The 9,217-nt window shown below is 72.1% G+C and carries 6 protein-coding genes; 4 read left to right on the forward strand and 2 right to left on the reverse strand.

The features are described 5' to 3' along the window. Positions 1 to 164 precede the first annotated feature (164 nt). Positions 165 to 3,737 carry a CDP-glycerol glycerophosphotransferase family protein gene (locus ACFV6I_RS20325; protein WP_063349034.1) on the reverse strand — a complete coding sequence of 1,191 codons (3,573 nt, stop codon included), beginning with the start codon at positions 3,735 to 3,737 and terminating at the stop codon, positions 165 to 167. 134 nt (positions 3,738 to 3,871) lie between these two features. Here ACFV6I_RS20325 and ACFV6I_RS20330 point away from each other — a divergent pair, with 134 nt between their 5' ends. Together ACFV6I_RS20330 and ACFV6I_RS20335 are read left to right on the forward strand one after the other, a co-directional pair. Beyond that, entirely contained in the window at positions 3,872 to 4,870 is a 999-nt protein-coding gene (locus tag ACFV6I_RS20330; protein WP_380426741.1) for a glycosyltransferase family 2 protein, read from the forward strand. A 54-nt stretch (positions 4,871 to 4,924) separates the two neighbouring features. Then, positions 4,925 to 5,872 (forward strand): YihY/virulence factor BrkB family protein, encoded by a 948-nt coding sequence (locus ACFV6I_RS20335; protein ID WP_380426743.1) that lies wholly within the window; start codon positions 4,925 to 4,927, stop codon positions 5,870 to 5,872. A 22-nt stretch (positions 5,873 to 5,894) separates the two neighbouring features. Here the strand turns inward: ACFV6I_RS20335 and ACFV6I_RS20340 are convergent, their stop codons facing one another. Continuing rightward, positions 5,895 to 7,103 (reverse strand): D-alanyl-D-alanine carboxypeptidase family protein, encoded by a 1,209-nt coding sequence (locus ACFV6I_RS20340; protein WP_380426745.1) that lies wholly within the window; start codon positions 7,101 to 7,103, stop codon positions 5,895 to 5,897. A gap of 142 nt (positions 7,104 to 7,245) precedes the next feature. Here ACFV6I_RS20340 and ACFV6I_RS20345 point away from each other — a divergent pair, with 142 nt between their 5' ends. Together ACFV6I_RS20345 and ACFV6I_RS20350 are read left to right on the forward strand one after the other, a co-directional pair. Beyond that, the gene (locus tag ACFV6I_RS20345; protein ID WP_063349038.1) at positions 7,246 to 7,503 is read left to right on the forward strand and encodes an SCO4848 family membrane protein; all 258 of its coding nucleotides are present in this window, start codon (positions 7,246 to 7,248) and stop codon (positions 7,501 to 7,503) included. A 91-nt stretch (positions 7,504 to 7,594) separates the two neighbouring features. Next, positions 7,595 to 9,208: a hypothetical protein gene (locus tag ACFV6I_RS20350; protein ID WP_380426747.1), complete on the forward strand. Its 1,614-nt coding sequence runs from the start codon at positions 7,595 to 7,597 to the stop codon at positions 9,206 to 9,208. The last annotated feature ends 9 nt before the right edge of the window (positions 9,209 to 9,217 follow it).

Below are 9,217 nucleotides of genomic sequence, written 5' to 3' on the forward strand. Positions count from 1 at the left end.
AACAGACCCTCCCAGCCAGAGACCTCCTGCGTCTCCGGGTCGAAATCTCCGGCCCGCCACGCCGCCGCCCCCGCCCCCCCGCCGCCCGCCCCCCCCCCCCCCCGCCTCGGTGGGGCTCTCGGGGGTGCTGCGGGCCACCCCGTGTTACTCGGTGCTGCTCGGCACTACTCCGCGCGGAGCATCGCGTCGACCACCCGGGCGGAGGCCTTGCCGTCGTCCAGGTCGCAGTACGCCGTGCGGAACGCGGCGGCCTTGTCGGCGTACTCGGCCGCGACCTCGCCGACCCGGCCGAGCGCGTCGACCAGTTCCTCGGAGGTGGCCAGCAGTGGGCCGGGCGCCTCCGCCTCGAAGTTCAGGCTGAAGCCGCGCAGGTTGTCGCGGTAGTGCTCCAGGTCGTAGGTGAAGAACAGGATCGGCTTGCCGGTCGCGGCGAAGTCGAACACGCTGGCCGAGTAGTCGGTGATCAGCACGTCGGCGATCAGCAGCAGCTCCGCCATGTCGGGGTAGCTGCCGACGTCCCAGATGTAGCCGTTGCCGGCGCCCGGGATCTGACCGCACATCATGCTGTGCCGGCGCACCAGCAGTACCTGGTCGTCGCCGAGCGCGGCCTTGGCCGCCGCCAGGTCGAGCCGCAGGTCCAGCTGGTACCCGCCGTTCGGCCGGCGCCGGTCCTCGCGCCAGGTCGGCGCGTAGAGCACGACCTTCTTGCCCTCGGGCAGGCCGAGCCTTTCGCGCACCTGTTCGGCGGTCTTCTCCCGGTCGGCCGCGAAGAGCAGGTCGTTCTTCGGCGAACCGCTTTCGAGGATCTCGCCCTTGTAATCGAACGCGCGTCGCAGGATCGGGGCCGACCAGCTGTTGCCGGCCGCCAGCAGACTCCAGCTCGGCACCTCCCGGGCGAGGCCCTTCAGGTAGTTCGCGTCCGTGAACCAGACCTTCTCGAAATCGAGGCCGATCTGCTTCAGCGGGCTGCCGTGCCAGGTCTGCAGGACCACCTGGCCGGGGCGGCGGACGAAGAAGTCGGGCAGGTGGGTGCTGGTGACGATGTACTTGGCGGTGGCCAGCGCCTCGAACCACTCCGGGCTCCACAGCCGGATCGCGCTCGCCGACTGCGGCAGATCGGCCTGGAGGTCGTCACTGCCCCACAGGTGCTCCAGCGGCAGGCCGCGGCGGACCAGCTCCTCGTGGACCGCCCGCGGCGAGTCGGCGTACAGGCCGCCGAGGCCGACGTTGTACAGCACGGTGTCGCGCACCGGGTGCCGGCGGGCGTTCGGGTAGTCGACGAACCGCAGCTGGCGCAGCCGGTAGCCGCTGCGCTCCTCCGGCAGCAGCGCCGAGTGCGACTCCAGGGAGAGGCCGTCGTGGTGGCGGCGCTCCAGCACGATGCGCTTGCCCCGGGACTCCACCTCCAGCGGCATCGCGCCGAAGCAGTCCGGCGAGATCAGCGCGTACGAGCTCGGAAGCTCCTCGGCCACGGCGCCGACCGGACGGAAGAAGACGTTCCAGGTGCCCTGGGCGAGCGGCACCCGGCCGGCGAAGGAGGCCGTCGGCACGGCGGGCAGCGCGGTCCGGAACCGTCCGTCCGCGATCTCCACCGGGTAGACGTGCTCCTCCTCGCGCCAGTCGTGCCGGACCACCAGCTCCCAGCGGTGCGCGCCGGACAGCGGGAACGAACCGCTGAGCAGGAAGCCGTCCGCGCCGCGGGCGGAGACCTCGTCCACCACCGGCTGCAGCAGCTGGTCGGAGAACTGCAGGTACCCGCTGGGGGAGGGCTTGGAGTAGAGCGCCCGGCGCTGGTCGACCGGGGCGTCCGGGTTGAGCGGCAGGTGCAGCTGCGCCGGGGCGTTGCGGTCGTCCCAGGTCACCGGGACGGTGCTGCCGTCGGCCAGGACCAGCGCGGTGTCCCAGCGGTCACGGGCGCGCTCGGCGGCCACCGGGTCCAGCTCGGCCCAGGCCTCGCGGAGGGCGGTCAGCTCGGCCACCGGGAAGGACACGCTGAACGGCTGCAGGCTGCCGACCGGCGCGCCCAGCTCCAGCGGGAAGGCCAGCTCGCGGTCGGACTCGACGTGGGTGAGCCGCAGCCGGGCCCCGGCGAAGCTGGAGCCGGAGCGGGCCGCGCCCGACACCTCGACCCGGCCGCCGTGCGAGGCCAGGCCGGTCACCCGGGCCTTGACCGTCTCCACCCGCAGGTAGACGGAGCCGTCCCGGACCCACGGCACGATCCGCACGTCCGGCTCGACCCAGTGCGCCGGGATGTACTGCGCGGTGTCGCTCCAACCGGCCCAGACCCGGCCCTTGTAGACGCCGCCCTTGCCCGCGCCGGCCACCAGGACGCGCCAGTTGCCGTCCTTCCACTGGCCGCGGTGCTTGAGCTTCTTCGGGTCGACGCCGACGGTGAAGCCGGCCCAGTCGCAGCTGTACAGGTCGTGGTGGCAGCTGGCGGTGGCCTCGGGGCTGTACTGGGTCTTCATCGGCACCGCGATCACCCGGCGGCCCTTGGCCTCGCGCAGCACCAGGGTGCGGACCATGTCGTGCTTGCCGGCCGCGCCCAGCTGCTCCGGGTACGCGTGCCCGGTCAGCTGCAGTCGCCCGCCGACCCAGGCCGTCTCGTACAGCCGGCTGCGCATGACCAGCGAGTTGTCCAGCTTGAGCACGCCGGACGGCACGCTCTTGCGCCCGCCGCGCAGGAACGGGTAGTCGGCGTACGGGCGCAGCAGACCGCGGGCCTGGACGCCGCCGTTGCTCTCGCCCTCGTACTTGATCTGCTCGACGAACTCGTCGATCCGGCCCTGGAGGGTCAGGTGGTACTTGAGCCGCAGCGGCGCCCGCAGCTTGCGGACCTGCTCGGGGCCGATCGCCCGCAGCAGCCGGCTGACGTTCTTGATGTAGGCGTCCCGGTACTCCTTGTCGCCGTCCACGACGGACCAGAAGAACATCGGGATCTCCTCGACGAGGGTGTTCTCGTCGTAGGAGCGCAGGTACTGGGCGAAGCGCGGATCGGTCTGCTTGCGCAGCCAGCCGCGGACCAGCTCGACCGAGGTGACGCGGTCGATCAGGCCCTTGGGGTTGGTGCGCATCTGGGTGATCGACATCTCGCCGACCTCGCGCTCGCGCCAGTGGTAGATCGGCTCGCAGAGCACGTCCACGCTCTTGGCGAGGTAGTGGTGCGGCACGCTGACCGGCGCGTCCTCGTACAGGATGCCCTCGGGGTAGAGGATGCCGGCCGCGTCGAAGAAGGAGCGGCGGTACACCTTGTTCCACGCGGTGCGGTCGGTGACCAGCGCCGGGACCTCGGTGATGTGCGTCTTGAGCTTGGTCTCCCTGAACGGCCGCGAGTGCCCGCCGGACTGGTAGTAGCCCACCGCGCGGAACCGCAGCACGTTGCCGGTGGCGAAGTCCGAGCCGGTCTCGTCCAGGGTGTTGATCATCAGCTCGTACGCGCTCGGCGGCATCGAGTCGTCACTGTCGACGAAGCACAGGAACTCGGCGTCCGGGTCGATGTGCCGGATGCCGGTGTTGCGGGCCGCGCCGAGGCCCTTGTTCACCTGGCGGACCAGGCGGAACCGCGAGTCCTTGGCCGCGTACGCCTCGGCGAGGGCCGCGCTGTCGTCCTTCGAACCGTCGTCGACCATGACGCACTCGAAGTCCGTGAAGGTCTGGGCGGCGATCGAGTCGAGGCATTCGACCAGGTAACGCTCGACGTTGTAGATCGGAACGACGATGGAGAGGCGGGGAGCCATCGGCTACGCAGGCCTTTCTCGGGAAGGAGCGTGGCAGCCCGTTGAGGGCCTGACCGCACTTTGGATCGGTGCGTACGTGCGCACCGATCCTACCTCCGGGCCATGGGGCCCTTCGGGGCCACTACGCTGGGCCCGTGCCCCGCTTCAGCGTGATCGTCCCCGTGTACCAGGTTCAGGACTACCTCGCCGAGTGTCTCGACTCGGTGCTCGGCCAGGGCGGCCCCGACCTCGAACTGATCGCGGTGGACGACCGCTCCCCGGACGGCTGCGGCCCGATGCTCGACGAGGCAGCCGCCGCCGACCCGCGGATCCGGGTGCTGCACCTGCCCGAGAACGTCGGCCTCGGCCGGGCCCGCAACGCCGGCCTGGAGGCCGCCACCGGGGACTACGTGATCTTCCTCGACAGCGACGACACGCTCACCCCCCAGCTGCTCAAGAGCGTCGACGACCGGCTCGCCGCCACCGGCGACCCGGACGTCCTGGTCTACGACTACGCCCGCACCTACGCCGACGGCCGGATCACCCGGGCCGCCTCCGCCCACGTGTTCGGCGCCGCCTCCCGGGACGTCTTCGACCTCGCCGCCCGCCCCGACCTGCTCGACCTGCTCCAGGTGGTCTGGAATAAGGCCTACCGCCGCGACTTCGTCACCGCCCAGCAGCTGGTCTTCCCGGCCGGCTACTACGAGGACACCCCCTGGACGTACCCGGCGCTGCTCGCCGCCGCCCGGATCACCCTGCTCGACGAGGTCGGCGTGCACTACCGCCAGCGCCAGGAGGGCGGCAACATCCTGGCCACCGCCAGCCGCAAGCACTTCGACGTCTTCGCCCAGTACGACCTGGTCTTCGCCTTCCTGGACCGCCGCCCCGACCTCGACCACTGGCGCCCGGTCGTCTACGGCCGGATGCTGCACCACCTCAACACCGTCGTCTCCAAGCCCGGCCGGATCCCGCCCGGCGACCGCCGCGAGTACTTCCGCCGCGCCGCCGCCCACTGCGCCCGGCTCCGGCCGGCCGGCTACCGCCCGCCGCCCGGCGTGGACGGCGTGCGCACCGAACTGCTCAGCCACGGCCGCTACGGCGCCTACCAGGCCGTCCGCGCCCTCGCCCGGGCCCGCCGCCTGGTGAAACGCTAGAAGCTGCGCCGAGCCTGACGGCCATTCGGAGGACGGACCGGTATAACCGGTCGGGTGGACTTCCTGACCCGCCTCCCGGTCGTCGGCCCGCTCGTCACGTGGGTGCTGCGCAGCCGCCCGTACCGGGTGTACGAGTACTTCTCCGCGGCCCGGGGCAACCGGCTGGCCGGCGCGGTCACCTTCTTCGGGTTCCTCGCCCTGTTCCCGCTGCTCACGGTGGGCCTGGCGATCGCCGTCTCGACGCTCAGCAGCAGCCAGGTGGCGGACCTGCAGAAGCACATCTCCGACCAGCTGCCGGGCATCTCGCAGGCGCTCAACCTGCCGTCCCTGGTGGCCAACGCGGGCGCCGTCGGACTGGTCAGCGGGGCGCTGCTGCTGGTCTCCGGCCTCGGCTGGGTGGACACCATGCGCACCTCGATCCGGGACGTCTGGCAGCTGCCCGACGACGACACCAACGTGGTGCTGCGCAAGGTCTGGGACTGCGCGGTGCTGGGCGGCCTCGGCGTGGTGTCGCTGATCTCGGTGGGCGCCTCCACCGCCGGGACGACGCTGGCCGGGCGGATCGCCGACTGGACCGGCCTGCGCAGCGGCTACCTGCTGACCGGGGTCGGCGTGCTCATCGCCATAGCGTGCGACACGCTGCTCTTCGCCTACCTGCTGGCGCCGTTCCCCGGGATCGGCGGCCAGCGCCGGCGCGACGTGCTGCAGGGCGCGCTGATCGGCGCGGTCGGCTTCGAGCTGCTGAAGGTCCTGCTCGCCTCCTACCTCGGCTCCGTCGCCGGGAAGAGCCTGTACGGCGCCTTCGGCGTGCCGGTGGCGCTGCTGCTGTGGATCAACTTCGTCTCCCGGCTGCTGATGTACTGCGTGGCCTGGACGGCGATGGCCGACCCGGTGGCCGCCCGGGAGCGCACCCGGGAGCACGCCCGGGCGCTGCTGGCGGCGGCCGACGAGGCGCAGGCGGCCGCGGACACGACGGCGGCCCGGCCCCGGGAGGAACCCTGAGGCCGGGCCGTCCGTCCGGCCGTCACCAGCCGGCCGCTCCGCGGCGTCCGCGCCGTAGGACCAGCACCCCGTAGCCGGCCGCGGCCGTCACCAGCACGACGGCCAGCCAGCCGCCGAGGCCGAGCCCGTCGTCCTCGGCGGCGGGGGTGGCAGTGGGGGTGGTGCCGGGCCGGGTGGCGGGGGTGGAGTCCGGCGGGGGCGCGCCGGCGGTGCCGCCGGCCTGGCCGCTCGGCTCGCCGTCCGGCGGGAGTTCGTCGACCAGCTTGCCGACCGGCTGCACCTTTCCGGCCGCCGCGAAGCCCCAGTCCAGCAGGGCCGCGGTCTCGTCGTAGACCTTCTGGTAGCTGTCCGGGTGCATCACGGTCACCAGCAGGGTGCGGCCGTTGCGTTCGGCGGCGCCGACGAAGGTCGAGCCGGCGTTGGTGGTGAAACCGTTCTTCACCCCGATCAGGCCGGGGTACTTGCCCAGCAGGCGGTCCGTGTTGGCGATCCCGAAACTGCCGCGCTGGCCGGTGTTCTTGTCCACCGCGCCCGGGAACATCGCCTGCCGGGTGGCGCAGTACATCCGGAAGTCGGGGTTGCGCAGGCCGGCCCGGGCGAACAGCGACAGGTCGTAGGCCGAGGAGAGCTGCCCGTCCATGTCGTAGCCGTCCGGGGAGATCACCCGGGTGTCCCGGGCCTGGAGGGCGTCGGCGCGGGACTGCATCTCGACGACGGTCTGCTCGACGCCGCCGTTCATGTGCGCCAGGACGTGCACGGCGTCGTTGCCCGAGCTCAGGAACACCCCGCGCCACAGGTCCTCGACCCGGTATTCCAGGTTCTCCTTGATGCCGACCAGGCTGCTGCCCTCACCGAGCCCGAGGATCTCCTCGTCGGCGACCTTGTGCACCGTGCTGCGGTCGAACTTGGGCAGCACGGTGTCGGCGAAGAGGATCTTCAGGGTGCTGGCCGGGGCGAGCCGCAGATGCGGGTTGCTGGCCGCCAGCACGTCGCCCGACGTGGCGTCGGAGACTATCCAGGACTCGCCGGTGAGGTCCCTCGGCAGGGTCGGGGCTCCGGCCAGCGGCGAGACCTGGACGCCGGAGCGCCCGAGCCGCTCGCCGCCGACCACGGAAGCGGCCGGGGGCGGCTCCTGCGGGGCGGCGACCGCCCCCGGGGCGGCTAACAGGGCCGGGAGGACCGCGGCGGTCGTGACGAACAGATGCGCGAATTTCTGACGACGTGTGGACACGCGCAGACCGTACCCACTTCGGGGTATCCGCTGTGCGCCACACCGGGCCGGTCCTCCGTATGAGGGGCCCGCCCTACGCCGATCGGCGGTCCGCGCATACTGGGGGACGCACCCCGCCTCCCCACCCCCGACGAGGACCCCCATGAAGCTCAGCCGCCGCACCTCCTGGTTCCTGACCGCCTTCGGCGTCTGGTCGATCATCATCTGGACCACCTTCGTCAAGAACCTCTGGAAGGACTCCGGCGGCCAGGCCTTCACCAACGGCGACCACTCCCAGCCCACCGCCTTCTTCTGGATCCACCTCCTCCTCGCCGTCACCTCCTTCCTCCTCGGCATCGCCGTCGGCGCCATCGGCCTGCGCGGCCTCCGCGCCACCCGCCGCACCCCGGCCACCGACTGAATCTCCGTTGCCGCTGTCGGTCCCCACTGGAAGGATCCTCACCGCTCGTACACGTAACGAGATCTCTCGACCAAAGGGGTGGGGTACCTCCATGACACTTCGGCATGCCCGCAGACTCGGCGGGGTGACGGCGGCCGCGATCGCGGCCGGCCTGCTCACCGCGCCCGGCGCCTTCGCCGCCGACACCGCGCCGGCCGTCCTCGGCACCAGCCAGGGCAGCGAGTACCGCGCCGACGCCTGCGACTCGACCACCGACCCGAGCTGGGTCGGACGGACCACGAACGGCCCGACGCTCAACGCCAAGGTCACCGGCACCGGTGCCCGGTTCGGCGTCTGGGACGAGACCACGGGCGCCCAGGCCCCGGTGTTCACCGGCGAGGCCCAGGCGTACGGCCAGCAGGCCAAGGTCGCCGTCCCCGGCCTGGTGGACGGGCACGGCTACGCATGGCACGCCTGGGCCGTGCAGGACCAGCAGGCCTCCGCCCCGTCGGCGGACTGCCACTTCCGCGTGGACACCACGAGCCCGACCGCCACGGTCTCCTCGCCCGACTTCCCGGCGAGCGGCACCGCCACCAAGTACGCGGGCCAGAAGGGGACCTTCGTCCTCACGACCGCCGACCCGGCCCCGGCCGGCGGGCAGGCCTCCGGTGTCGACTGCGTCCGGTACGGCTTCAGCAACCTCGGTGTCGGCGGCTGCGACTCGTCCGATGCCGTCAAGCCGGGCGCCGACGGCACGGTGACGGTAGATCTCAAGGTCCGGGACTGGGGGACCAACATCCTCAACGTCCAGGTGACGGACAAGGCGGGCAACGTCGGCGGGGCGTCCTACACCTTCTACGCCCCGTCGAACCCGAACCCGCCGAAGACCCTCGGCGACGTCGACGGGGACGGCACCGCGGACATCCTGCTGCCCGACGCGCAGGGCAACCTGCAGTACCTCGGCGTGAACGCGCCCGACACGACGCCGAATGCGGTGATCACGGGCGCCCACGCGCCGTACGACGGCAACTGGGCGCCGTTCCAGGTGGCCCACCTGGGCTGGTCGAACCAGCACGCGCCGTCCTCGGACGACCTCTTCGTCCACAAGCCGGGCGACGGCTACCTCTACCAGTACCGGAACTTCGACTACGGCTCCTTCTCCCAGACCTGGACGGGTGCCGGGCGTTCGACCCGCTGCGTGGACGGCACCGGGGCAGCCGCGGCGTGCCCCGCCGACTACGCCTCCGACTGGTCGAAGGCGGACCAGCTCGTCGCGTTCGGTCCGGCGACCGGCGGCTTCGCCCCGTCGCTGGTGACCCTTGAGGGCGGCAACCTCTGGCTGCATGCCGGCGGCAACTTCAGCTTCGGCACCCAGAAGGTCCGCAAGCTCACCACCACCGGTGACTGGGCCGACTACGACCTGATCGCCCCCGGCCCGGACGCCGCCGGCAACCTCGCCCTGTGGGCGCGCGACCGGGCGACCGGTGACCTGCACGCCTACCCGGTCCCGAAGAAGGCCGACGGCACCTTCGACTTCTCCGCGCTCGCGGACCCGAAGGCGAACGTGGTCGCCACCGGCTTCACCACCGCCGCCTACCCGACCCTCGGCAGCTCGGGCGACGGTGACGGGGACGGCACGCCGGACCTGTGGGCCGTGACCGCCGACCGGCACCTGGTGACCTTCAGCGGCTGGTCCGCCCCGAAGGACCTCGGCGCGCTGCGCTGAGCCCATGGC

The sequence above is a fragment of the Kitasatospora sp. NPDC059803 genome (genome assembly GCF_042732255.1).
In the GTDB taxonomy this organism is placed as follows: domain Bacteria; phylum Actinomycetota; class Actinomycetes; order Streptomycetales; family Streptomycetaceae; genus Kitasatospora.

Excerpts from the sequence above, each read along its gene's own strand:
- ACFV6I_RS20325 (WP_063349034.1), bottom strand. The coding sequence starts at position 3,737 with ATGGCTCCCCGCCTCTCCATCGTCGTTCCGATCTACAACGTCGAGCGT.
- ACFV6I_RS20345 (WP_063349038.1), top strand. The coding sequence starts at position 7,246 with ATGAAGCTCAGCCGCCGCACCTCCTGGTTCCTGACCGCCTTCGGCGTC.
- ACFV6I_RS20350 (WP_380426747.1), top strand. The coding sequence starts at position 7,595 with ATGACACTTCGGCATGCCCGCAGACTCGGCGGGGTGACGGCGGCCGCG.